A 23,786-nucleotide genomic window follows, 5' to 3' on the forward strand; every position below is an offset into this window, starting at 1 on the left:
AGACAATGGACAGACACGTGCAGATCGAAACCATCAAAGCCTACCATGTCGTGCAGCCCTTCGTGGACGGGCCTTACCGCATGTCGAAAGGACGCGTTGCCGATGCCTTCGACGCGGTGATCGTCGCCATCACCTCGGATAGCGGGATCACCGGCTGGGGCGAGATGGCGCCGCTCGGCAATTTCTACTCGCCCGCCTTCGCGGCCGGCGTGCGTGCCGGCGTGGTCGAGATCGCGCCGCATCTCATCGGCCACGATCCGCGCGGGCTGGCCGGCATCGGCCGGCTGATGGATACGGTGTTCAAGGGCCATCCCTACATCAAGTCGGCGCTCGACATGGCCTGCTGGGATCTGGCGGCGCGCGCCGCCGATGTGCCGCTGGTGACGCTGCTCGGCGGCCGGGAGAGCGAGACGGCGGAGCTCTACAAGGTCGTCACCCACGGCAGCGTCGAGGCCATGGCGGCGCTGGCCAAGCGCATCGTAAAGGACGGCTTCCACCGGCTCCAGGTCAAGGTCGGCGGCAATGTCCATGACGACATCGAGCGTGTGACGGCGGTCGCCGCTTCGGTGCCGAAAGGCACAGTGATCTTCTGCGATGCCAATGCCGGCTGGACCCCCTACCAGGCGCGCCAGTTCGCCGACGCGACGCGGGCCATCGATTACACGTTCGAGCAGCCCTGCACGACCATCGACGAATGCATGTCGGTGCGCCGCTCGCTCGACAAGCCAATGGTGCTCGACGAATCCGTCGCCTCGCTGGACGACATGCTCGATATCCATCGCAAGGGTGCCGCCGACGGGCTGACGTTGAAGATCTCGCGGCTTGGCGGCGTGACGAAGACGCGGCAGATCCGCGATCTCGCCGTCGACCTCGGCTTCATGATCACCGTCGAGGACACTGGCGGCGCCGAGATCGACACCGCGGCGATGGCGCATCTGTCGCTGTCGACGCCGGAGGAACGCCGCCTGCACGCCATCGCCTTCCACGAATGGGTGACGGTGCGCACGGCGTCGAACAAGCCGCCTGTCACCGGCAGCCGCATGGGCGTTCCGGATGGACCCGGCCTCGGCATCGACGTGGTTCCCGACCTGCTCGGGGCGCCGTTCTTCGAAATCGGCGGCTGAGATGAAAATCCGCGGCATTAAGGCCACGCCGATCAACCTGCGCCTCGAGGCGCCCTACGCCTGGGTGTTCGGCGAACTCGATGGGTTCTCGCCGACCATCGTCGAGGTCGAGACCGAGGATGGGCTGATCGGCCTCGGCGAGGCGCCGACGCCGGCGGCCGCCGCGATCATCAATGATGTCCTGGCGCCGCGCCTCGTCGGCCGCGATGCCTTCGACATCGCCGGCGCCGAGAATGTCTGCCTGCCCTACTGGACTGGCGTGCAGTCGATCAATGACCGCACCCGCATCATGGCCTTCGGTGCCATCGAGATGGCGTTCTGGGACCTGCGCGGCAAGGCGTGGAACCAGCCGCTCTACCAGTTGCTCGGCGGCGCCGTGCGCAAGGACATCCCGTTCACCGACTATTTTTCGCTGCGCGGCGACGGGCTGAAGGTCAAGGGCGAGACGACGCCGGAAGAGGTCGCCGACTATTGCGTCGAGCTGCACGAGACGCATGGGACAACCTTCTTCGAAGGCAAGTTCTCGACGCAGGATCCAAAAGTCTCGCTGAGAATGGTCGAGCTGATCCGCGAACGACTTGGCGACGATGCGATGATCCGTATCGATTCCAACCAGGCCTATTCGCTGGCGACGGCGCGTCGCCTGGCGCGGCCGCTGGAGGAGCTGGGCGTGCGCAATTGGGAGGATCCGGTGGCGACGATCGAGGAGATGCGCGAACTGCGGCGCCACTGCTCGATCCCGTTCTCGACCCACAACATCGACATTGCACGCGCGATGGACATGAAGGTGCCGGACGCTTTCGTCGGCAACCCGACGACGCATGGAGGCATCGGACGCATGCTGCGTTTCGTCGGCGCCTGCGAGCATGCCGGCATCGACTTCTGGTGCTACAGCGGCGACAGCGGCATCGGCAGCGCGGCCTATCTGCATCTGTGCGCGGCGCTGGGCTGGATCAGGGAGCCTAACCAGTCGCTGTTTCGCATGCTGCCGATGGATGTCACCGAGGAAGGGCCGTTTTCGCCGAAGAACAACGTCGTGCGCGTTCCCGAAGGCCCCGGTCTCGGCGTCACGTTGTCACGGGAAAACCTCGCTGCCTGTCACAGAGACTTTATCGAGAAAGGACCGTGCAACAAGTATCATGACCCGGCAAAGCCCGGAACCTATCGCCGTTTGCCGCTGAACTAGATGACGGCAGGCGACCAAGAAACGAGAAGCCAACCGCCGCGACTTCGGTCGGGAAGATTGGACAAAGACGGGTGAAAGCAGTGCAGCCAGGAATCCGGCGCATCCACGCCAAGGACTGGATGGACCGGACAAGATCGCATGCTACAGTCCCGGTCACGGGCTATTCTGGCGGCCGGAAAATGGAGCTATCCGCAAAATTCGTCAGCCATAAGAACATAGGGGAAAGGGTAAAAACCCATGAGCAAGAATTATCACATTCTCGACCTGATCCGGCGCAATCGCTCGCCGCTTGAAAATCACCTGATCGATGGCCTCGTCGACGGCAGGGTCAGCCGCCGCGACTTCATCCGTCACGGCAGCCTGCTCGGCCTGTCGCTGCCGCTGCTGGGCCGCATCGGCGCGGCAGCCGGCCTCGGCGGCATGCCATCGCTGGCTCGCGCCCAGGGCGCGCCCGGCGCCACCATCCGAGTCGCCAGCAGCGTGCCGGCGGCAACGATCGACCCGGTTACCATTGCCGACGCCGGCGGCCTCCTGGTCATGCAGCAGGTTGCCGAGTTCCTCTGCGTCGACGGCCCCGACCTGGTGCTGCAGCCGGCGCTGGCCGAAAGCTGGAAGCCGAACGACAACGGCACGGTGTGGACGTTCAAGCTGCGCAAGGGCGTGAAATTCCACAGCGGCGGCGAGATGAAGGCCGATGACGTCGTGGCCAGCATCGACCGCCTCGCCGATCCGGCAAACTCGTCCAACGCGCTGTCGGTGTTCAACGGCATCCTGCAGAAGGGCGCCAGCAAGAAGGTCGACGACTACACGGTGGAGTTCCACCTCGACGCGCCGAACGGCAACTTCCCCTACATGCTGTCGTCCGACAACTACAACGCCGTCATCATCCCGGCGAGCTACAAGGGCGACTACGAGAAGAGCTTCGACGGCACCGGGCCGTTCAAGATCGAGAAATACACGGCAAAGGTCGGCGCCTCCTTCGTCCGCAACGAAGACTATTGGGGCACGAAGGCGTTGCCGGAGCGCACCGAGTTCACCTTCTTTACCGACACGCAGCCGCAAATCCTGGCACTGCAGGGCGGACAGGTCGACATCATCAACCAGCTGCCGGTGCTGTCCGGTGTCGCGCTGCTCAACGACCCGAATGTCGACATCATCAGCCTGAAGTCGGTCGCTCACCAGCAACTGCATATGCGTTGCGATTCCGACCCCTTCAAGGACCCGCGCGTGCGCCGCGCCATCGCACTCAGCCTCGACCGTGACAAGCTGGTTGCCGGTCTGATGAAAGGCCGGGCTTCGCCAGGCAATGACAGCCCGTTCGCCCCGGCCTATCCGTCAACCGATGCGAGCGTGCCGCAGCGCAAGCAGGATATCGCGCAGGCCAAGCAGCTGATGGAAGCGGCGGGCGCCGGCAAGGGCTTCAAGGTGACGCTGACCACCGAGCGTTACCTGGAAATCCCCGAATACGCCCAGCTGATCCAGAACTGGGTCAAGGAGATCGGCATCGAGCTCGAGCTCAATATCCTCGACCAGGGCGGCTATTACGGAGACGCGGTGTTCGGCAAGTCGAACTGGCTGGATTCGGTGATGGGCATCACCGACTATGGCCACCGCGGGGTGCCGAATGTCTATCTTGCAGCACCGCTGAAGAGCGACGGGACTTGGAACGCCGCGCATTTCAAGAAAGGACTACGACACGCTGGCGACCAGCTATATCGCCGCACTCGACCTCGAGGCGCAGAAGGCGACGGCAGGCAAGATCCAGAACCTGCTGCTCGAGGAAACGCCGGTCATCTTCGGCTATTTCTACGACTATCTGACAGCGACGGCGAAAGGCGTGGCCGGCGTGCAGCCGACCGCGATGTCGCAGCTGTTCCTAGACAAGGCATCGAAGGCCTGAACGGAGGCAGACAAGCCCATCCCGCAACTGCCAGCCCCTGCGGGGGCTGGCGCTTTCGCTGCCAGGCCGAGACAAGGCGCTACGCGTCGGCCTGACGCGAAACCCCGCGTTGCGGGGCGATTTATCATTGTCCCATGGAGTCCGAGACCCTGCTTACCACCATGCATTGGGGGACCTACGAAGTCCGTGCCGAGAACGGCAGGCTCGTCGGCGTCGAGCCATGGAGCGGCGACCCCGATCCATCGCCGATCGGCAAGTCCATGCTTGGTACGGTACAGGGTGACCTGCGCGTCTCCCGTCCCGCCATCAGGCGCGGCTGGCTGGAGGGGGACAAATCCAGCGCCAAGGGCGGGCGCGGCAGCGAACCCTTTGTCGAAGTCCCATGGGAAACCGCACTGGATATCGTGGCGGCCGAACTGGACCGAATTCGCGTTGAGCATGGGAATGCCGCGATCTATGCGGGGTCCTACGGATGGGCGAGTGCGGGGCGATTCCACCATGCCCAAAGCCAGGTCCACCGTTTCCTCAACACGATCGGCGGCTATACAAGCTCGGTCCTCAGCTATTCCTATGGCGCTGCCGAGATCATCCTGCCGCACGTGCTTGGCGGGACCGATGGCCTGACGGGCAATCATTCCACCTGGGACGGGATCGAACGGAATAGCGAGTTGATCGTCGCCTTTGGCGGCCTGCCCTGGCGCAATGCGCAGATACAGGGGGGCGGCGCGGCACGTCACGAAGCGTCGGCGGCCTTACGCAACGCCGTCGGCAACGGCGCCCATCTGATCAGCGTTTCGCCCGTGCGCGACGATGCACCGCGCGACGTCGAGACCGAATGGCTGCCGCTTCGGCCAAACAGCGACACCGCCTTGATGCTGGCTCTATGCCATGTCCTCATCACCGAGGCCCGTCATGACGAGACATTTCTGGCGCGCTACTGCATCGGCTTCGAGGTCGTGCGGGCCTACGTCCTGGGAGAAACAGACGGCCAGGAGAAGAGCCCGGCATGGGCGGCTGCCCTGAGCGGCGTGGGAACAGAAAAGATTGTCGCGCTGGCCAGGGAAATGGCCGCCAAACGCACCATGCTGATGGTCAGTTGGTCGCTGCAGCGCGCCGACCATGGCGAGCAGCCATATTGGGCGGCAATCACGCTTGCCGCTCTGCTGGGCCAAATCGGATTGCCGGGCGGCGGCCTTGGCTTCGGCTATTCGTCGACAAATGGCGCCGGAAGACCGGAGATGGGATTCCGGTGGCCGTCCGTGCCGCAAGGCAGGAACCAGGTGCCGGATTTCATCCCGGTCGCGCGGATGGCCGACATGCTGCTCGATCCGCGCGGCTCGTTCGACTTCAACGGCGCCGCGCTTGTCTACCCCGACATCAGGCTCGTCTACTGGGCCGGCGGCAATCCGTTCCACCATCACCAGGACCTGAACCGGCTGGTCGAGGCTTGGCGCCGGCCTGAAACGATCATCGTCAACGAGCCCTTCTGGACGGCGACGGCGCGCCATGCCGACATCGTGCTGCCAGTCACCACACCGCTGGAGCGAAACGATCTCGCCTTTTCGAACCGGGAAAACCTCGTCGTCGCCATGAAGCAAGCGATCGACCCGGTTGGAGAAGCCCGCGACGATTATCGGATCTTTGCAGACCTGTCGGCCCGGCTCGGCACCAGCGAAGCCTTCACCGAAGGGCGCGGAGCCAGCGAATGGATCCGGGTGCTTTACGAGCAAGCCAGGGACAATGCGGACGCGGCCGGGGTCGAGATGCCACCCTTCGACCGTTTCTGGCATGACGGCTACGCCGACCTTGCCCGGCAGGTGACGTCGCAGACTTTGCTCGGTTCCTTCCGCGCCGATCCCGAGCGGCATCGGCTGGCGACGCCATCGGGCCGCATAGAGCTGTTCTCGCCGACAATAGATTCCTTCGGCTATGACGACTGTCCGGGTCACGCTGTCTGGCGCGAGCCGCGGGAATGGCTGGGCAGCGAGCTTGCCAGCCGGTTCCCGCTGCATCTTCTGTCCCCGCAGCCGGCGGACAAGCTGCACAGCCAGTACGATCATGGCTCGGTGAGCCGGGCGGGCAAAGTGTCGGGCCGCGCGCCGCTGTGGATCAACCCTGCCGATGCCGCCGCGCGCGGCATCCTGGACGGCACGGTCGTGCGCGTCTTCAACGATCGCGGTGCGTGCCTCGCGGGCGCCGTGCTGACGGATGGCCTGATTCCGGGCGTCGTCCAGATGCCCACCGGTGCATGGTTCGACCCCTCCTCGCCCGGACAGCCGAACAGTCTGGAAAAGCATGGCAATCCGAATGTGCTGACACCCGATCGGGGGACGTCGCGCCTTGCCCAATCGCCGACCTGCAATTCGACGCTGGTCGAAGTGTCGCGATTTGACGGAGCCGTTCCCCCGGTGACAGCATTCGATCCGCCTGTCACAGTGAGTTTACCCGACGTGTTCGGCATGCCTGGGCCGCTGGATCTTACATAAGGAGTCGATGCCATTCTCTCCTTCCTTGCCCGGCGTGTCTCGCTGTCGCTGGTGACGCTGTTCCTGCTCAGCATCATGGTGTTCCTGGGCGGCCAGGTGCTGCCCGGCAATGTCGGACGCGCCATATTGGGCCCGTTCGCCGACCAGCGCGCCGTCGACGCGCTCAACCACACGCTCGGTGTCGATCGCCCGCTGCTGGCGCAGTACTGGGGCTGGATCTCGAACTTCGTCCAGGGCGACATGGGCACCTCCTACATCTTCCGCTCGCCCGTCGCGCCCTTCGTCATCGATGCGCTCGGCAATTCGATGAAACTCGCGGCGGTCGCCTTCGTACTGGTGGTGCCGATCGGCATCCTCGGCGGCGTCATCGCCGCGCTCAATCTCAACCGGCCGCTCGACCGCATCATCAGCCTTGGCGGCCTGTCGGTGACGGTGCTGCCCGAATTCGTCACCGGCATCATCCTGATCCTGATTTTCGGCGTCTGGCTGCGCTGGCTGCCGATATCGGCCGCCTGGCCGCGCAATGCCGGCTTTTTCACCCAGCTCTATTACCTGATCCTGCCTTCGCTGCAGCTGTTCCTGGTGCTGTTCGGCTATATCGCCCGCATGGCGCGTTCCGGCATGATAGAGGCGCTCGATTCCGACTACACACGAACAGCCGTGCTCAAGGGCCTGCCATGGCGCACGGTGATCTGGCGGCATGTGCTGCGCAACGCGCTGTTGCCGACCATCACCGTCATCGCGACGCAGACCGGCTATCTCATCGGCGGCCTCGTCGTGATCGAGACGCTGTTCCGCTACCAGGGCATCGGCTCGCTGATCTTCACCGCGGCGCGCGGCAAGGATTTCCCGATGCTGGAATCGGGAATTCTCACCATCGGCATCGTCTATGCCGTGGCGACGCTCGTCGCCGACTTCCTCTATTCCGTGCTCAATCCGCGCATCCGGCTGGGGTCAGATCAATGAGCGCTGTCCAGACCACCTCCCCCACTCCCGACGACACGCGAAAGCGCGGCCCGCTGGCGGAGGTGCTGTTTTCGCTGCTGCGCTCCGGCACCTTCCTGACCGGTTTCGCCATTGTGATGTTCTGGGTCGCCTGCGCCCTGTTCGGCGAGCATTTCGCGCCTTACGACCCGCTCGCCGACGACATCATCAACGCGCTCGCGCCGCCTTCGGCCGAACACTGGTTCGGCACTGACCAGATCGGCCGCGACGTCTTCTCGCGCGTCATCGTCGGCTCGCGCGACATCCTGACAGTCGCCCCGCTGGCAACCTTGCTGGCGACCGTGGCCGGCACGGCACTCGGCCTCATCACCGGCTATTTTCGCGGCCTCGTCGACGATGTCGTCAGCCGCATCCTCGAAGCTTTCATGGCGATCCCGGTGGTCATCGTCGCGCTGTTGGCCATCGTGGCGCTCGGCACATCCAAGACGACGGTCATCGTCGTCATTGGCCTTAGCTTCGCGCCGATCATCGCGCGCACGGTGCGCTCGGCGGTGCTTGCCGAGCGCGAACTCGATTATGTCGCTGCCGCACAGCTCAGGCACGAAAGTGCTGCGCATACGATGTTCGTCGAGATCCTGCCCAACGTCATCCCGCCGATCCTGGTCGAGACCACCGTGCGGCTCGGCTATGCCATTTTCGCGGTCGCCACGCTCTCCTTCATGGGCTTCGGCATCCAGCCGCCCTCACCCGACTGGGGGCTCTCGATCTCCAACAATTACGGCATGATCGGCGGCGGTTTCTGGTGGACGGTGCTGTTCGACGCGCTGGCGATCGCCTCGCTGGTGATTGGCGTCAACCTGGCGGCAGACGGCGTTCACGGAGCGCTCAATGACTAAATCCGCCAAAGCAGAAAACGCGCTCGAACTCAGAGACCTGTCGGTTGCCTATCGCGTCGCCGGCCGCAACCGCGCGGTGCTGCGCAACCTCAGCCTCAACATTGGCCAGGGCGAAGCCTACGGGCTCGTCGGCGAGTCCGGGTGCGGCAAATCCACGGTGGCGCTGACCGTCGTGCGCTATCTGCCGCGAAACGGTTCGATCACCGGCGGCGCGATCTCGCTCGACGGCCAGGACGTCATGAAGCTGGATGCTGAGGCCCTCAGGCGGGCGCGGGCCGAAAGCGTCTCCATGGTCTACCAGGATCCCGGCAAGGCGCTGAACCCGTCGATCCGCGTCGGCCGCCAGCTGACCGAGATTTTTGAACTTGGCGGCATAACAGGCAAGACGGCCGAGGATCGTGCTGTCGCCATGCTGAACCGGGTGCGCATCTCCGACCCGACAAGTGTCATGCAGCGCTACCCGCACCAGCTTTCCGGCGGCATGCAGCAGCGCGTGGCGATTGCCATGGCACTGGCCAACGATCCGTCGATGCTGATCCTCGACGAGCCGACGACCGGCCTCGATGCGACGGTGGAAGCCGAAGTGCTCGACCTGATCGCGCAGCTCAGGCAGGAACTGTCGGCCTCGATCCTGTTCATCAGCCACAACCTCGCGGTCGTCTCCAACATGTGCGACCGGGTCGGTGTGCTCTATGCCGGCATGCTGGTCGAGGAAGGACCGACCGAGGTCGTGTTCAACGATCCGCGCCATCCCTATACCGTCGCGCTGCTGCGCTGCCTGCCGCGCGGCGGTCAGCGCAAGGACCAGGGTCGGCTCGACACCATTCCGGGCTTCCTGCCCGGCATCGGCGCCGACATCAAGGGATGTGCGTTCGCCGACCGCTGCGCGCTCGCCGACGACCGCTGCCGCAGCGAATTGCCGCCGCTCTACGATCTGGGCGGCCGGCTGTCGCGCTGCTTCTATCACGAGAAGGCGCAGGCGTTGCCGCGCGCAACCCCGAGCGATGTAGCGCCCGCACCAAAGGCGGCGGCCGTGCCGGTGCTGCGCGTCGCCGGGCTGAACAAGACCTATTCCAGCCATGGCCACGCGCTGCGCGCCGTGAAGGACGTTTCGCTCGATTTGCGCCCGGGCGAAACGCTTGGGCTGGTCGGCGAGTCCGGCAGCGGCAAGACGACCTTCGCCAGGCTGCTGCTCGGCCTTGTGCCGCCGGATGACGGCGGCACGATCGTGCTCGAAGGCAAGGCGCTGGCGCCGCGGCTGGAAAACCGCAGCGACGACCAGATCAAGGCGATGCAGATCGTCTTCCAGAATCCGGACTCGGCACTCAACCGCTCGCACTCGATCCGGCACCTGATCGGCCGCGCACTGAAGCGGCTTGCAGGCTTGAGCGGCAAGGCGCTGGAAGCTCGGCTCAACGACCTTGTCCGTTCAGTCCGGTTGACCGACCGGCATCTTGCCGTCAAGCCACGCCAGCTCTCTGGCGGCCTGAAGCAGCGCGTCGCCATTGCGCGCGCCTTCGCCGGCGACCCGCGCATCGTGGTGTGCGACGAGCCGACCTCGGCGCTCGACGTGTCGGTGCAGGCGGCGATCCTCAACCTGCTCGCCGACCTGCAGTCGAAGGAAGACGTCAGCTACATCTTCATCTCGCATGACCTTGCCGTGGTGCGTTACCTCTCGGACAAGATCGCCGTGCTCTATCTCGGCCGGATCATGGAACTCGGACCGTCGGAAGACGTCTTCTCCGGTCCGCATCATCCCTATACCGAAGCACTGCTGTCGGCCGTGCCCAAGCTCGATCAGACCGAGACGGCGCGCATTCGCCTCGACGGCGAAATCCCCAGCGCCACCAACCCGCCGTCGGGCTGCGTGTTCCACACGCGCTGCCCGCGCAAGATCGGTGCGATCTGCGAGCAGCAGGAACCGCCGCTTAGCGAAGCGCAGCCCGGCCACTCGATCCGCTGCCATATCCCCTACGAGCAACTGGCACGGCTGCAGAAGGACGTGGTGACCGAACCGGCGTAGCGGGCATGGCCATGGATACGGCCTGACCCGTCACGTCTGGCCGGTCATGCCCAGGGAACGGTCGCCTTCCGAAAACCCCTGACCTTCCGCCCAATCTCCAGCCAGCGAGCGCAGCCCGGTGAGCGCGACATCCAGGACATCCGACGAGACCGGATTGCTGGGATAGGCAAGGTAGATCGGGCGCTGGAACACCGGCGCGTTGTCGATGCGGCGCATTTCGCCGCGCTCGATATGCGTGCTGACGGCACTGAGCGGCAGGTAGGCCGCCGCCTGCCGAGACAGCACATGCTGCAGACCGATGAAGACCAGTCCGGCCGAGATGGCCGGCTTGACCATGCCGGCAAAGGCGCGGTCGTGCTCGATGCGGAATTCCAGCCCCCAGTCCATGAGGATGTAGTTTTCGGTCCAGGACTTCGTCTGCGCGGCATGCTGAACAAGCACGACCTGATCGACCGCCAGCGTTTCGTAGACGATGCCTGGATGCGGGCGCGGCAGATAGAGGATGCAGATGTCGAGCAGGCCTTCCGCCAGCTGGTCGATCGCCAGATCCGGGAAACTGCCCTCCAGGCGCAGCGCGACGTTCGGTCGCCTCGCACGCATCCACTCGACCCATGGCGAGGTGATGCGGTCCCACAGATAGGCGGGGGCGGTCAGCCGCAGCAGCGTCTCGTAGCCATCGGGAACGGCGATGTCCTGCCGCGATTGCTCCCAGGTGCGGGTGATGGAAGAGGCATGCGGCAGGAACTGGCGGCCGGCCGGCGTCAGCGTCACGCCATCGCGGTCGCGCACGAAAAGCCGGCGCCCCAACTGCTCCTCCAGTCCCCGGATCCGCGCGCTGACGGTGGACTGGGCGAGGTTGAGCCGGCTGGCCGCGACGGTGAAGCTGCCATGGGCGGCAACTTCGAGAAAGCTGCGCAGATTTTCAGTGTCCATGCCTTACCCCTCGCATCGAAAATTTCGATGGCCCCTATCAAAAAATATCGCTTTGCGGCGGCAGTCAACAATGAACTAGATGGCAAACCCCAAGCCAAGCGAGGAATGCAGCCATGCCAAAGCATTTCAGGATGATCGACGCCGCTCGCCGGAATCTCACGGCAATCGAAAATTCCGCTGTCGATGAACTGCTCGCCGGCAGGATGGGCCGGCGCGATTTTCTGCGCCATGGTAGCGTGCTTGGCCTCTCCCTGCCATTCCTCGGCGGCCTCGTTGCCGCAGCCGGCCTCGGCACGCAGCAGGCCCGCGCCGAGGGCAAGCCGGGCGGCACGGTGCGCGCAGGCGTGGCCACGCCGGGCGGCGCCATCGACCCCGTCACCTACTATGACAGCGGCAGCTACCAGCTGGTTTTCCAGACCGCCGAGTTTCTCTGCATCACCCAGGCGGACCTCACCTTGAAGCCGGTGCTGGCGGAAAGCTGGGCGCCGAACGAGGATGGCAGCGTGTGGACCTTCAAGCTGCGCAAAGGTGTGAAATTCCACAATGGCGAGGACTTCAAGGCCGACGACGTCGTCGCGACCTTCGACCGGCTGGCCGATCCGAGCGGCGCCTCGAACGCGCTGTCGGTGTTCAAGGGCCTGCTGTCGAAGGGCGGCACGAGGAAGGTCGACGACCATACCGTCGCCTTCCACCTCGACGCGCCGAACGGCAGCTTTCCCTATTCGGTGTCGATCGACAATTACAACGCCGTCATCCTGCCGGCGAGCTACAAGGGCGACTACGAAAAGACCTTCGAAGGGACCGGACCGTTCCGGCTGGAGACCTACACGCCGAAGGTCGGCGCGACCTTCGTACGCAACCCCGACTATTGGGGTGAGATGGCGCTGCCGGACCGTCTCGAATTCAAGTTCTACGGCGACGTGCAGCCACGCATCCTGGCGCTGCAGGCCGGCGAGGTCGACATCCTCGACGCGGTTCCGCTCGATGTCAGCCAGGTCGACATCACGGTGCTGCGTGTGGCATCGACCGCGCACCGCCAGCTGCACATGCGCTGCGACACCGGCCCCTTCACCGACAAACGCGTGCGCCAGGCGCTGGCGCTCTGCATCGACCGCTCCAAGCTGGTCGATGGCCTGTGCCGCGGCATGGCGGCGACCGGCAATGACAGCCCGTTCGCGCCGGCCTTCCCCGCGACAGACAAGACGGTGCCGCAACGCGCCCAGGATATCGCCAAGGCCAAACAACTGCTCGATGCGGCCGGCGTGGCCAGCGGCTTCGACATCACGCTGACGACGCTGCGTTATTCCGACATTCCCGGCTACGCGCAGCTGTTCCAGAACTTCGCCAAGGAAATCGGCGCCCGCATCGCGCTCAACATCGAGGACCAGGACAAGTACTACGGCAAGGCGGTGTTCGGCCAGTCGGACTGGCTGGACAGCCCGCTCGGCATCACCGACTACGCGCATCGCAGCGTGCCCAATGTCTTCCTCAAAAGCCCGCTGGTCAGCGACGGCCCCTGGAACGCTGCGCATTTCAAGAGCCCGGCCTATGATGGCATGGTCACCAGCTATCTGAAGGCGCTGGATATCGGCGCACAGCGCAGCGCCGCTTCCGACATCCAGAAACTGCTGCTCGACGAGACGCCGGTCATTTTCAGCTATTTCCCCGACCTGCTGGTGCCGGTGCGCAAGAATGTCAGCGGACTGCCGCCGATCGCCGCCGGGCTGCTGCTCGATCGCGTATCCATAGGCTGATCATGAACATGATCGCCAAGACCAAGAACCGGGAGAGCACCATTCGCAAGCGTCATCTGCGCGGCCGCGGGCCGCATTTTCCGCTGCTCGACAGCATCACCCAATATGATTTCGAGCCGGGTTATGTCGCCTTCACCATGCCGACGCAGAAGCGGCTGCGGGTGCAGGTCGGGTCGATGATTGTCGCCGACACGGTCAACGCGCTGGTGCTCTACGAGTCCGATCATCTGCCGGTCTATTATTTCCCGATGAGCGACGTGCGCGAAGAGTTTCTGTTGCCGAGCACGACGACGACCGAGAGCCCGTTCAAGGGCGTGGCGACCCACTACTCACTCAACACCGGCGTGACGCTGGTCGAGGACGCGGCCTGGCGCTACGCCGATCCGGTGAAAGGCAGCCCGCCGCTCGCCGACTACATGTCGTTCTACTGGAGCAAGATGGGCCACTGGTTCGAGGAGGACGAGGAGATCTTCGTGCATGCCCGCGATCCGTTCCGCCGCGTCGACTGCCTGCCGTCGTCACGGCGCGTGCAGGTCATTCTCGACGGTGAGCAGGTCGCCGATTCACGCCGTGGCGTGTTCCTGTTCGAAACTGGACATCCGGTGCGCCACTATCTGCCGATTTCCGATACGCGGCTCGATATGTTTGCGCCCAGCCGCTACATCTCACGCTGCCCCTACAAGGGCATCTCCAACTACTATCACGTGACGACCAAGGCCAAGCGCCACGAGAACCTCGTCTGGTACTATCCAGAGCCGGTGCACGAGGCGGAGCGGATCAAGGGGCTGGTCTGCTTCCACCACGAACTGGTCGACAAGATCCTCGTCGACGGGGTCGAAATCCCGAAGGAAGCCACGGCCGCGTCGGACGGCTATTTCTGAACGATGCAGAGCGCTTGATCGGAGCACGGCTCAGCGCGTACCCTCTCCGAGGCAGGGAGGGCTATCGATGGATCTTTTCAAACTGGACGGCGATGTCGCGCTGGTCACCGGCGCCGGCAGCGGCATCGGTCAGGCAATCGCGATCGGACTTGCCGAGGCAGGCGCCGACGTCGCCTGTTTCGGCCATGCTTCGAAAGGCGGGTTGGACGAAACCGCTCACCGGATCACGGCGCTCGGGCGCAAGGCGCTGGTGCTGACCGGCACGGTGACATCGCAGAGCGATCTCGCGGCGGCGATTGATCGCGTCGAGAGCGAACTCGGTGCGCTGACCGTCGCCGTCAACAATGCCGGCATTGCCGGGTCGGAACCGGCCGAGACGCTGTCTCTGGAGACATGGCAGAAGGTGCACGAGGTCAACGTCGCCGGCGTGTTCCTGTCCTGCCAGGCCGAAGCCCGCAAGATGCTGGCGCGGCGCAAGGGCTCGATCATCAACATCGCCTCGATGTCGGGCACCATCGTCAACCGGGGCCTGACGCAGGCGCACTACAACTCCTCGAAGGCCGCCGTCATCCATATGTCGAAGAGCCTCGCCATGGAGTGGGCCGACCGCGGGCTGCGGGTGAATGTCGTCAGCCCTGGCTACACGCTGACGCCGATGAACAAGCGGCCGGAGGTGGCGGAAGAGGTCAAGATCTTCAAACGCGACACGCCGATGGGACGGATGGCGGCGCCGGAGGAAATGGTCGGACCGACGGTGTTCCTGGCCAGCCGCGCATCGAGCTTCGTCACCGGCCTCGACCTGATTGTCGATGGCGGCTATGTCTGCTGGTAGGATGGAGATCTGGCGACCGGGCTCGACTTCGCCTGTAGTCTGAAATTATGCGTCCCGCGGGCGTTAGTCGTTGCGCGACATGAACGTTGGTATATATAATTTCATCCTATGAAACGGTCCTGGCGAGATGGGGCTTGCCGGGCCGACAGCCGAGATCATGGGACCTTGATGGCTCGCACCTTGCAGGGCGCCGCAAGACTGGAAATTGATCCGCAGGTGATCGCTCCCGCAGCGATCCGTCGGCAGCCATGACGCTGACCCTCCAGTCCCATTCGACCATCAGCAGAATTGAGCACCGTCTTGCCTGCCTTGGCCAAAGCCAGGGCGACAATTCGGCGCCGACGGCCTTGCGCAACGACCAGCCTTTCCAACACAATCAAGAAAAGCCGCAAGAAGGGAACGAACGATAATTTTCACAGCTTGAAGGAGAACAAGCATGTCATTTCGCAGCCAGATCTCGAAACTGTCGATGGGCGCCGTCGCGCTCGCGTCCCTAAGCCTGCTGACACCTTCCGCCCAAGCCGCAGCACCCGAATCCAACGACCCGATCAAGATCGCGCTGTTCGACTGGACCAGCGTCAACCTGAACGCCAAGATTCTCGGCGGCATCCTGGAAAAGCTCGGCTATACCGTCGAATACCCGACCGCCGACTACCTCTCCAGCCTGACCACCGGCCTCACCAATGGCGACCTCGACGTCGGGCTTGAGTTCTGGGACACGACCGCCGGCGAAGCCATGAAAGCCTCAGACGCGACCGGCCAGACCGAACGGCTCGGCAAGCTCGGGCCCAAGGCCAAGGAAGAGTGGTGGTTTCCCGAATACATGAAGGAAAAGTGCCCGACCTTGCCGGACTGGCATGCCTTGCTCGACGCCACGTGCGCGGCTTCGTTCTCGACGGCGGAGACGGCACCCAAGGGGCGCTATCTCGGCGGCCCGGTGACCTGGGAAGGCTTTGACGACGAGCGTGTCGAGGCGCTGAAGCTGCCCTTCACCGTCATCCATGCCGGCACCGACGCGGCGATGTTCGCCGAGCTGGACTCGGCCTACCAGCGCAAGGCGCCGATCATGCTGTGGATCTATTCGCCGCATTGGGCACCGGCCAAGTACAAGGGCGAATGGGTGCAGTTCCCCGAATACACACCCGAATGCTACAATGACCCGAAATGGGGCGTGAACCCGGACGCCAAATATGATTGCGGCAAGCCGCATGGCGAGATCTGGAAGTACTCCTGGTCCGGCATGAAGGACAAGTGGCCGGTCGCCTACAAGGTAGCAAAGGCGTATACGATCGACACCGATGAGCTCAACAAGATGAGCGGCGAGATCGATCTCGGCGGCAAGACGCCGGAAGACGTCGCCGCCGCCTGGATCGCTGCCCACGAGGCAGACTGGAAAGCCTGGGCGCAGTGATTGTTCCGACTGGAGAGATGAGGCCCGGCTGTTGATCGGCCGGGTCTCGATTCCTGATATTCCAGAAGGACGATTGGATGACGGATAGGACTGAACAGGCACCGACGCAGCCGGGCAAGGATGCCCGCCCGATTAAGCTTGCCTGCCGCAATGTCTGGAAATTGTTCGGATCGAACGCGGCCAATTTCATCCGCGAGCGCGAAGGCAAGGCCAGCATGGCCGACGTCACTGCCGCCGGGCTGGTTGGGGCCGTGCGCGCCGTCGACCTTGAAATCCGCCAGGGCGAGATTTTTATCATCATGGGCCTGTCGGGGTCCGGCAAGTCGACGCTGGTGCGCTGCATGTCGCGGCTGGTCGAGCCGACGCACGGCAAGGTCGAATTCGAAGGCAACGACCTGCTGAAAATCTCGGATTCGGCACTTATCGAATTGCGGCGCCACCGGATGGGCATGGTGTTCCAGAATTTTGCGCTCTTGCCGCATCTCAACGTGCTGGAAAATATCGCCTTTCCGCTCAGCATCCAGGGACAGGACCGGCCGACGCGCGAAGCGCGGGCGCGTGAGGTCATCGAGCTGGTCGGATTGCGTGGCCGCGAACATTTCTACCCGCGCGAGCTTTCCGGCGGCCAGCAGCAGCGCGTCGGCATCGCCCGCAGCCTCGCGACCAAACCGGAAATCTGGTTTCTCGATGAGCCGTTCTCGGCGCTCGACCCATTGATCCGCCGCGAGATGCAGGACGAGCTGATGCGGCTGCAGACCATGCTGCACAAGACCATCGTCTTCATCACCCATGATTTCGACGAAGCGATCCGGCTTGCCGACCGTATCGCCATCATGAAGGACGGCGAGGTCATCCAGATCGGCACGCCGGAAGAGCTGGTGGTCAACCCGGCGACCGACTATGTCGCCGAATTCACCCGCGACGTCGACCGCGCCAAGGTGATCTCGGCGCGTAGCCTGATGCGCGCCTGCGACGGCGCCGAGCATGGTGGCACCGTTGCGCCAGATGCCAAGATCGCAAGCTTTTCGGCGGAGATCGTATCCGCCGGCAAGCCGTTCGCGGTGGTCAACGGCACCGGCAAGCCGATCGGCGAGGTGACGCCACAAGCGGTGATCGATCTGCTGGCCGGCATTGATCGTTCGAGGGCCGGCGCATGACGGTGACGGCTGGTGCCAGCGAGGCAAGGGCACGTCCGGTTCAGGTCTGGCTGATCGTCTGGGCCTTGGCGCTTGCCGCCGTGCTTGTCGTGTTCCTGCTGCAGGACAGCCTGCCCTGGGCCGTCAATTATCCCGCCAGCGCAATCGTGCCGGTCGCCGACTGGGTCGGCGCCTTGATGGGCTGGATCAAGTCGAACCTGTCGTGGCTGACGCGCTCGATCACCGCGGTGCTGGGCGTGCCGCTCGACTTCGCACTCAACCTGCTGGCCAAGAACTTCAAGATCGGTCACGGCGCCGACGCCTATGTCTTGCCGCGCCTGTCCTGGGTCGGCGTCTGCGCCGCCGCCTTCCTTGCCGGGCATGCCGCCGGTGGCCGGAATCTCGGCATGCTGGTCGGCGGCTGTTTCCTCTACATCGCACTGTTCGGCCAATGGACCAGCGCCATGCTGACGCTGGCGCTGATCTCCATCGCCGTGCCTTTCTGCATCGTCACCGGCCTATTCGCCGGCATCTGGGCATGGCGCAAACCATGGGCGGAAAGGCTCATCGTCTCCCCTGCCCTTGACCTGATGCAGACGATCCCGACCTTTGCCTACCTGATCCCGATGTTGCTCCTGTTCGGCAACAGCCCGGTTTCGGCGATGATCGCGACCGCCATCTTCGCCACGCCGCCGATGGTGCGGGCGACGATGCTTGGGCTGTCGCGGGTGCCCTCCGAGATCGACGATTTCAGCGAGATGGCCGGCTGCACGGCGCGGCAGAAACTGTGGCGGGTGCTTTTGCCCTCGGCGCGGCCGACGCTGATGGTCGGCGTCAACCAGGTGATCATGCTGGCGCTGAACATGGTGATCATCGCTTCGATGATCGGCGCCGGCGGGCTCGGCTACGACGTGCTCTTGGCGCTGCGCGCGCTGAAGGTCGGCGAGGCGATGGAAGCCGGTCTCGCCATCGTCGCGCTGGCGATTGCACTCGACCGGCTGAGCCAGGCGATCGCGCACAAGCAGGCAAAAGGCCATGTCCACCGGGAAGTGAGCCCCAGCTTTTGGCGGCGCTATCCCAATTTGACGCTGGCGATCGCCATCCTTGTCGTCACCACGCTGCTCGGCCTGTTCGTGCCCGCCTTCGCGGCCGTGCCGAAGGCGATCACCTTCACCACCGCGCCGCTGTGGAAGGAAGCGGTGAACTGGATCACCATCAACTTCTTCGACACGATCGAGGCGTTTCGCGTGGCGCTGATCCTCAACGTGCTGAACCCGCTACGCGCCTTTTGCGAAGGCTTTCCGTGGCTGGGCGCGGTGTGCCTGCTCGCCCTTGCCGGCTATCAGCTCTCCGGCCTGCGGCTGGCGGCCCTGGTTGCTGCACTCACCGCTTTCTGCGCCATCACCGGGCTGTGGGAAAAGACCATGGCGACGGTCTATCTCTGTGGCATCTCGGCCTTCATCGCTTGCCTGATCGGCATCCCCATTGGCCTGATGGCCTCGCGCAGCGACCGTTTCGAGAAGATCGTCACGCCGATCATCGACACGCTGCAGGTGCTGCCATCCTTCTGCTTCATCATCCCGGTGGTGATGCTGTTCCGGGTCGGTGACGTCACCGCGATGATCGCAACGGTCGCCTTCGCCGTGGTGCCGGCCATCCGCTACACCAATCACGGCATCAGGCAGGTGCCGCCGGCGCTGATCGAGGCTGCGAAGGTATCCGGCTGCACGCCGCGCCAGACCTTCTTTCGCGTGCAGCTTCCGCTGGCGCTGCCCGAAATCATGCTGGGCGTGAACCAGACGATCCTGATGGCGCTGGCGATGATCATCATCTGCGCCATGGTCGGCACCCGCGACCTCGGCCAGGAAGTGTTCATCGCGCTGTCCAAGGCCGATTCCGGCCGCGGCATCGTCGCCGGCCTTGCCATCGCCTTCATCGGCATCGTCGCCGACCGGCTGTTCAACGCGTGGACGGCGAAGGCGCGGGCGAGGCTGGGTTAGTCCAATTGGTGCCGAATGTCTGAGCCAGGCGATCCGCCCTTTACCGTCCTCGTTTTCGACATGGCCAGAACCGGCGAGCCGGACAGCGAACATCTCGTCCCGGGCTTCGGCACGTTGGAGGCGGCGACGGCCTATGCCGTCGCGAGGGTTCGCGCCTCGGTGGAAGAATTGCGCAAGCCCGGCATCGCGGCCGCTGAGTTGCGCCAGCTCTGGCATCTCTACGGCGAAGACTGCTCGGTATTGAGCAATCCAGTGCGCGGCAGCGATCTTCTCGACGAGTTCATCGCAACGCCGGCGACGCCTGCCGAATGCGACTGGCAGGCGCTGGCGCCAAGGCTGCGCCGCTTCCGTGCCTCCCTGTTGATCTCCAACGACAATGACGAGTCGGTCAGGGTCGGAGGCTTCTTTCGCGAGCCGTACAGGCTGTCGGGGCAAGGCCTGCTCGACCGTTTCCGTGACGACGCCATCGCCGCCTTCAATCACAAGGGCATCATGCCGGCGGTGCCGACCAAAATCCTTGTCGCCAATCATTTCGAGCTTCCCGACCCGCCGCATCCGCTGCCTGGCGATATCAGGCCGCTGCGATGCTGGAAGATCGAGATCGAATTTGTCTGCCACGATGTGAAATTCGGCGCCAACGCCGACGGCATCTTTGCATGGCCCGAAGAGCCGAGCGGACCTGCCCTCGCCGCCATGACATTCCTGCTGATGGCGGACACGCTGGCAGTGCGCGGCGATGGCCCCGACTTTGCCAACACCAGCGACGTGCTGTCGGTCAAGGTGACGGAGACCGATGCTCCGCCCGACTATCCGCTGGATTGAAGCCGGCGCGCATCGCTACTCAGCCGCGACGCCTTTCACCTCGAGATAGCTCTCCATCGAATCGTCCAGTGCCTGCAGCCAGGGCGTATGGTGCAGCGGCGCCATGGTGCCGGTCATCAGCGAGCGATAAGCGTGGTCGCGGAAGCTCATGATGTCTTCCCCCTTGTGGTGCTCCCACTCCATGAAGGTCTTGTTGACCGCCTCGACGTCGAAGCCTGGATAATCGGTCTGGTCCATCAATTCCTTGGTGTAGTCGCCCTGGAACCAGATCATCTGCTCGGCGTCTTCCAGCGTTTCCTCGCGCGCCCGCCATTTTGCGCCGTGCGCGGCCATCGCCTCGGCCGACGGCAATTTGATACGGCCCATGATGACGTCGCGGGCGAACCAGGCCTGCGCGTCGAACATGTTGAAGGTGTAGAACTGATCCTGCATGCCGATGAAGGACAGCTTCGGGTTCTTCTCCCAGACGACGCCCTCATAGAGCCCGTCCGGCCACATGCGGTTGGCGGTCTTGAGCTTCAGATCCTCGGTGAGGAAGGGGAAGGAGTGGAGATAGCCGGTGCACAGGATGATGGCATCGACATCCTTGGTGCTGCCGTCCTTGAAATGCGCGGTCTTGCCGACGACCTTCTGCAGCAGCGGCACCTCTTTCCAGTTCTCCGGCCATTTGAAACCCATCGGCTTCGAGCGGTAGCTGGAGGTGATCGATTTGGCGCCGTATTTGTAGCACTGCGAACCGATGTCCTCGGCCGAATAGGAGCGGCCGATGATCAGGATGTCCTTGCCCTTGAATTCCATGGCGTCGCGGAAATCATGGCTGTGCAGGATGCGGCCGTTGAAGGTCGAAAACCCCTCGAAATAGGGCACGTTGGGCACCGAGAAATGCCCGGAGGCGACGACGACATTGTCGAACTCTTCCGAATAGGTGATGTCGTTGGTGCGGTCATGCGCGGTGACGGTGAATTTCTTCGTCGTCTCGGAGAAGGTCACCATGCGCACCGGGCTGTTGAAGCGCACCCATTTGCGCACGCCGGATTTCTCGACGCGGCCCTTGATGTAATCCCACAGCACGGCGCGCGGAGGATAGGAGCCGATCGGCCGGCCGAAATGCTCCTCGAACGTGTAGTCGGCGAACTCCAGGCATTCCTTCGGTCCGTTCGACCAGAGGTAGCGGTACATCGAGCCGTGCACCGGATCGCCATGCTCGTCGAGGCCGGTGCGCCAGGTGTAGTTCCACAGGCCGCCCCAGTCGGACTGCTTTTCGAAGCAGACGATCTCGGGAATGTCGGCGCCCTTGTCGACGGCCGACTTGAAGGCCCTGAGCTGTGCCAGGCCGGACGGCCCGGCTCCGATAACGGCAACGCGACTTTTCATTGCAGGCCTCCCGATCTGATTTCGACTTTTTGTTTGACGCAATCCCGGACGGAAAACCGTTTCACACTTTTCCTGGAATTGCTCTTACGAAACAAATTTCACTCACAGGACAATAATTGGCCCGTTCGTGCTGTCAACAGTTCCTGTGTCGAAACAGCGCTTCGGCTGTGAGGATTTCGCGCAAAACCTCGCGCGACCAAACACGGGATCGGGTGCATGCGCCTTCAGGCGACTTGCCGTCGCGGTTGCGCTCATGTATCGGCACCTGACATGTTCACCTAGAGTGAAATAAATCCGCAGAGTCCGAGGGCGACATGGCCAACAAGATTTCCGATCCCAAGCCTGGTGCCGGCCCTGCCGGCGCAAAGGCCAAGCCGCTGCCCAAGGTTTCGTCGGACGGCAAGACCATCCGGGCGCCGCTGACGCAGAACCCGCACGCCATTCGCGACACCCGCGAAAAAGTGCTGGAGGTCGCGATCGGCCGCGAGGTGCGGGCGTTCCGCAAGAAGCTTGGCATCACCGTTGCCGATCTGGCGGTCGCCACCGACATTTCGCTGGGCATGCTGTCGAAGATCGAGAACGGCATCACCTCGCCGTCGCTGACCACCTTGCAGGCGTTGTCGCGGGCGCTCGGCGTTCCGGTCACCGCCTTCTTCCGCCGCTTCGAGGAAGAGCGCAGCGCCGTCTTCGTCAAGGCCGGCGAAGGGCTCGACGTCGAACGTCGCGGCACGCGCGCCGGTCACCAGTACAATCTGCTCGGCCATATCGGCTCCAACACCAGCGGCGTCGTCGTCGAACCCTATTTGATCACGCTGACCGAGGATTCGGACGTGTTCCCGACCTTTCAGCATGAGGGCATGGAGTTTCTCTATATGCTCGAAGGCGAGGTCGTCTACCGGCACGGCAGCAACCTCTATCCGATGAAGCCCGGCGACAGCCTGTTCTTCGACGCGGACGCGCCGCACGGGCCCGAACAGTTGACACAGCTGCCGATGCGCTACCTCTCGATCATCTGCTATCCGCAGAACAGCGCGGGTTAGTCCGGCCCGAAGCCCGGCGATGTCGGGCTGCCGTCGTCGAGCTTCGACAGCCACTCGACCAGTGTCGGGCGATAACGCGTCAGGCCCTTGTAGTTGGCGAGTTCGTCCGGAAGGTCACGGATGACGCGGTGCAGGCGGCGTGCCCATTTCGGCTGCGTCACCAGTTCGTCCATCTTGATCAGATAGCAGCGAATCGGAAAGACGATGCCGTTCGAGCGCGGCAGCCGCCAGAAGCTCTGCAGCTCGACGCGCAGGTGCACCTTGTCGCCGACATTCTCCGGCGTCACCGTGGTCCGGTCCGGACCCCATTTGTGATAGTTTTCCGGGCTGGTATCGAGGCGCGGATTGATGGTCATCGTCCAGTTCAGGCGCCGTGCCGGCTTGCCTTGCTGGATGTTGGTGAGGAATTTCAGCGCGCGGGTGAAAATCCCCTTTTCATGCGCCAGCGGCACCGGCGCGTGCCATTCGAAGAAGTTCATGCCGATGTCGAAGTCGAGCGACCAGTCGGCCTGGGTGGTGACCATGCCGGCATCCATCCACAGATTGCCGTCGCGCTGGTCGAGGATGCAGAAATCGCCCTGGCTCTGCCGGGTGATGTACTCCATCGGCCCATAGGGCAGCGTCGAGGTGTCGCCGAAGGTGAAGGTATCGTCGATGCCGAGCGGCCGGTTGATCCAGCGCCAGCGATCGCCGTCGCGGGTCAGCGTGAAATGCTCGGGATAACCCAGCGCCTGCTGCTCCATCAGGAGTTCCAGCAGGTCCCAGCCGGCCAGCGTCATGTGCGGCAGCGACTGGCAGCGCAGCGGATCCTCGGCCAACACCAGCGCACGGTCCTGCATCTCGGCAACATAGTGCTCGTCGACGTCGATCAGGTTTTCCAGCACGCTGCCCTTGGGTCCGACGACATGCGGCTCGATGTTGACCGCATACATGTAGGCGTCTTCGTGGAACGGAAACGGGAACCGCCGGATGTGCTCCGGGCTGTTCTTGAAGGTGAAATCGTCGCGGAACGTTTCCTTGCGAAAGGTGATTCCCAAGCTCGC

17 protein-coding genes and 1 pseudogene are annotated in these 23,786 nt (G+C 63.8%); 15 read left to right on the forward strand and 3 right to left on the reverse strand.

The window, feature by feature from the left end; all coding sequences use genetic code 11:
• Window positions 1-17 precede the first annotated feature (17 nt).
• The 7 genes and pseudogenes from AC1D2G_RS10260 (at window position 18) to AC1D2G_RS10290 (ending at window position 10,560) form a co-directional block, all read left to right on the forward strand.
• Complete coding sequence (locus AC1D2G_RS10260) at window positions 18-1,124, forward strand: mandelate racemase/muconate lactonizing enzyme family protein (protein ID WP_477413694.1); 1,107 nt, start codon at window positions 18-20, stop codon at window positions 1,122-1,124.
• 1 nt (window position 1,125) lies between these two features.
• A complete protein-coding gene (locus AC1D2G_RS10265) occupies window positions 1,126-2,310 on the forward strand; it encodes a mandelate racemase/muconate lactonizing enzyme family protein (RefSeq protein ID WP_477413696.1) in 1,185 nt (394 codons plus the stop codon).
• Window positions 2,311-2,547: 237 nt separating this feature from the next.
• Window positions 2,548-4,210 (forward strand): annotated as a pseudogene (locus tag AC1D2G_RS10270) (ABC transporter substrate-binding protein).
• 134 nt (window positions 4,211-4,344) lie between these two features.
• A complete protein-coding gene (locus AC1D2G_RS10275; protein WP_477413698.1) occupies window positions 4,345-6,696 on the forward strand; it encodes a molybdopterin guanine dinucleotide-containing S/N-oxide reductase in 2,352 nt (783 codons plus the stop codon).
• Window positions 6,697-6,708: 12 nt separating this feature from the next.
• On the forward strand, window positions 6,709-7,662 hold the full coding sequence (locus tag AC1D2G_RS10280) for an ABC transporter permease (protein WP_477414104.1): 954 nt from the start codon (window positions 6,709-6,711) through the stop codon (window positions 7,660-7,662).
• Window positions 7,659-8,537: an ABC transporter permease gene (locus AC1D2G_RS10285; RefSeq protein WP_477300686.1), complete on the forward strand. Its 879-nt coding sequence runs from the start codon at window positions 7,659-7,661 to the stop codon at window positions 8,535-8,537. Before AC1D2G_RS10280 ends, AC1D2G_RS10285 begins: the two co-directional genes overlap by 4 nt.
• Entirely contained in the window at window positions 8,530-10,560 is a 2,031-nt protein-coding gene (locus AC1D2G_RS10290) for a dipeptide ABC transporter ATP-binding protein (RefSeq protein WP_477413700.1), read from the forward strand. The genes AC1D2G_RS10285 and AC1D2G_RS10290 overlap by 8 nt, the downstream gene beginning before the upstream one ends.
• A 30-nt stretch (window positions 10,561-10,590) precedes the next feature.
• On the opposite strand, the gene AC1D2G_RS10295 is transcribed toward AC1D2G_RS10290, so the two are convergent.
• Window positions 10,591-11,493, reverse strand: a complete 903-nt coding sequence (locus AC1D2G_RS10295; protein ID WP_184871490.1) for a LysR family transcriptional regulator — start codon at window positions 11,491-11,493, stop codon at window positions 10,591-10,593.
• 113 nt (window positions 11,494-11,606) lie between these two features.
• Between AC1D2G_RS10295 and AC1D2G_RS10300 the strand changes: the two genes are divergently transcribed.
• The 7 genes from AC1D2G_RS10300 (at window position 11,607) to AC1D2G_RS10330 (ending at window position 20,329) form a co-directional block, all read left to right on the forward strand.
• Window positions 11,607-13,247 (forward strand): ABC transporter substrate-binding protein, encoded by a 1,641-nt coding sequence (locus AC1D2G_RS10300; RefSeq protein ID WP_477413702.1) that lies wholly within the window; start codon window positions 11,607-11,609, stop codon window positions 13,245-13,247.
• Window positions 13,248-13,249: 2 nt separating this feature from the next.
• Entirely contained in the window at window positions 13,250-14,128 is an 879-nt protein-coding gene (locus AC1D2G_RS10305; protein ID WP_477413704.1) for a DUF427 domain-containing protein, read from the forward strand.
• Window positions 14,129-14,195: 67 nt separating this feature from the next.
• Window positions 14,196-14,960 carry an SDR family oxidoreductase gene (locus tag AC1D2G_RS10310; protein WP_477413706.1) on the forward strand — a complete coding sequence of 255 codons (765 nt, stop codon included), beginning with the start codon at window positions 14,196-14,198 and terminating at the stop codon, window positions 14,958-14,960.
• 436 nt (window positions 14,961-15,396) lie between these two features.
• Window positions 15,397-16,371 carry an ABC transporter substrate-binding protein gene (locus tag AC1D2G_RS10315; protein WP_477413708.1) on the forward strand — a complete coding sequence of 325 codons (975 nt, stop codon included), beginning with the start codon at window positions 15,397-15,399 and terminating at the stop codon, window positions 16,369-16,371.
• A 77-nt stretch (window positions 16,372-16,448) separates the two neighbouring features.
• Complete coding sequence (locus tag AC1D2G_RS10320) at window positions 16,449-17,528, forward strand: quaternary amine ABC transporter ATP-binding protein (RefSeq protein ID WP_477413710.1); 1,080 nt, start codon at window positions 16,449-16,451, stop codon at window positions 17,526-17,528.
• Entirely contained in the window at window positions 17,525-19,507 is a 1,983-nt protein-coding gene (locus AC1D2G_RS10325; RefSeq protein WP_477413712.1) for an ABC transporter permease, read from the forward strand. The genes AC1D2G_RS10320 and AC1D2G_RS10325 overlap by 4 nt, the downstream gene beginning before the upstream one ends.
• A gap of 15 nt (window positions 19,508-19,522) precedes the next feature.
• Window positions 19,523-20,329, forward strand: coding sequence for a hypothetical protein (locus AC1D2G_RS10330; protein ID WP_477413714.1), 807 nt, complete (start codon window positions 19,523-19,525; stop codon window positions 20,327-20,329).
• 15 nt (window positions 20,330-20,344) lie between these two features.
• Here the strand turns inward: AC1D2G_RS10330 and AC1D2G_RS10335 are convergent, their stop codons facing one another.
• Window positions 20,345-21,703, reverse strand: coding sequence for an NAD(P)-binding domain-containing protein (locus tag AC1D2G_RS10335; protein WP_477413716.1), 1,359 nt, complete (start codon window positions 21,701-21,703; stop codon window positions 20,345-20,347).
• Between the two features lie 314 nt (window positions 21,704-22,017).
• Here AC1D2G_RS10335 and AC1D2G_RS10340 point away from each other — a divergent pair, with 314 nt between their 5' ends.
• A complete protein-coding gene (locus AC1D2G_RS10340; RefSeq protein ID WP_477413718.1) occupies window positions 22,018-22,743 on the forward strand; it encodes a helix-turn-helix domain-containing protein in 726 nt (241 codons plus the stop codon).
• Here the strand turns inward: AC1D2G_RS10340 and AC1D2G_RS10345 are convergent.
• Complete coding sequence (locus AC1D2G_RS10345; RefSeq protein WP_457153360.1) at window positions 22,740-23,780, reverse strand: heme-dependent oxidative N-demethylase family protein; 1,041 nt, start codon at window positions 23,778-23,780, stop codon at window positions 22,740-22,742. The genes AC1D2G_RS10340 and AC1D2G_RS10345 overlap by 4 nt on opposite strands.
• Window positions 23,781-23,786: the final 6 nt, after the last annotated feature.

The sequence above is a fragment of the Mesorhizobium sp. P2_C7 genome (genome assembly GCF_056404515.1).

Excerpts from the sequence above, each read along its gene's own strand:
- AC1D2G_RS10275 (WP_477413698.1), top strand. The coding sequence starts at position 4,345 with ATGGAGTCCGAGACCCTGCTTACCACCATGCATTGGGGGACCTACGAA.
- AC1D2G_RS10285 (WP_477300686.1), top strand. The coding sequence starts at position 7,659 with ATGAGCGCTGTCCAGACCACCTCCCCCACTCCCGACGACACGCGAAAG.
- AC1D2G_RS10340 (WP_477413718.1), top strand. The coding sequence starts at position 22,018 with ATGGCCAACAAGATTTCCGATCCCAAGCCTGGTGCCGGCCCTGCCGGC.
- AC1D2G_RS10325 (WP_477413712.1), top strand. The coding sequence starts at position 17,525 with ATGACGGTGACGGCTGGTGCCAGCGAGGCAAGGGCACGTCCGGTTCAG.
- AC1D2G_RS10300 (WP_477413702.1), top strand. The coding sequence starts at position 11,607 with ATGCCAAAGCATTTCAGGATGATCGACGCCGCTCGCCGGAATCTCACG.
- AC1D2G_RS10320 (WP_477413710.1), top strand. The coding sequence starts at position 16,449 with ATGACGGATAGGACTGAACAGGCACCGACGCAGCCGGGCAAGGATGCC.
- AC1D2G_RS10295 (WP_184871490.1), bottom strand. The coding sequence starts at position 11,493 with ATGGACACTGAAAATCTGCGCAGCTTTCTCGAAGTTGCCGCCCATGGC.
- AC1D2G_RS10310 (WP_477413706.1), top strand. The coding sequence starts at position 14,196 with ATGGATCTTTTCAAACTGGACGGCGATGTCGCGCTGGTCACCGGCGCC.
- AC1D2G_RS10305 (WP_477413704.1), top strand. The coding sequence starts at position 13,250 with ATGAACATGATCGCCAAGACCAAGAACCGGGAGAGCACCATTCGCAAG.
- AC1D2G_RS10335 (WP_477413716.1), bottom strand. The coding sequence starts at position 21,703 with ATGAAAAGTCGCGTTGCCGTTATCGGAGCCGGGCCGTCCGGCCTGGCA.
- AC1D2G_RS10315 (WP_477413708.1), top strand. The coding sequence starts at position 15,397 with ATGTCATTTCGCAGCCAGATCTCGAAACTGTCGATGGGCGCCGTCGCG.
- AC1D2G_RS10330 (WP_477413714.1), top strand. The coding sequence starts at position 19,523 with ATGTCTGAGCCAGGCGATCCGCCCTTTACCGTCCTCGTTTTCGACATG.
- AC1D2G_RS10290 (WP_477413700.1), top strand. The coding sequence starts at position 8,530 with ATGACTAAATCCGCCAAAGCAGAAAACGCGCTCGAACTCAGAGACCTG.
- AC1D2G_RS10265 (WP_477413696.1), top strand. The coding sequence starts at position 1,126 with ATGAAAATCCGCGGCATTAAGGCCACGCCGATCAACCTGCGCCTCGAG.